Raw genomic sequence first — 432 nt, 5'->3', positions numbered from 1 at the left:
GTGTACACGTCCATGAGCCGGGCGGCGCTGCGGGTGATGTCGTAGTGACGGGCGGCCTCGGCCGCGCCGCGGGGGCCGGGGGTGGTGGCGCGGGTCCCGGCGAGTGCCCGGACGAACGCCTCGGGGCCGCCGCCGACGCGGTGGGCGGCGGGCGCGGTGTGCGCGGGGAGGTCCTCGATCGCCGGGCAGGACGCGTAGAGCACAGGCAGTCCCGAGGCCAGGGCCTCGACGGCGGCCAGGCCGAACGCCTCCTCGGGGGAGGGGGAGGCGAACACGTCCATCGCGCAGGTGAGGGAGGGCAGGTCGGGGCCGGGGCCGCCGTCCGGGAAGCAGGGGCGCTCGCCGGTGAACAGGACGCGGTCGGTGACCCCGGCCTCGCGGGCGGTGCGGCGCAGCGCGCTCTCCTCGGGGCCGCCGCCCACCAGCAGCAGG

The 432-nt window shown here is 78.9% G+C and carries 1 protein-coding gene; it reads right to left on the bottom strand.

Annotated features, from left to right (window positions below; genetic code table 11):
- The coding region (locus tag BZL64_RS41495; RefSeq protein WP_244205560.1) for a glycosyltransferase at window positions 1–432 on the bottom strand (432 nt) is incomplete at both ends.

Source organism: Streptomyces bobili (genome assembly GCF_002154575.1).
Taxonomy (GTDB): Bacteria; Actinomycetota; Actinomycetes; order Streptomycetales; family Streptomycetaceae; genus Streptomyces; species Streptomyces bobili.
The sequence above is the reverse complement of the archived record's forward strand: the minus strand, read 5'-3'. Positions and strand labels throughout refer to the sequence as shown.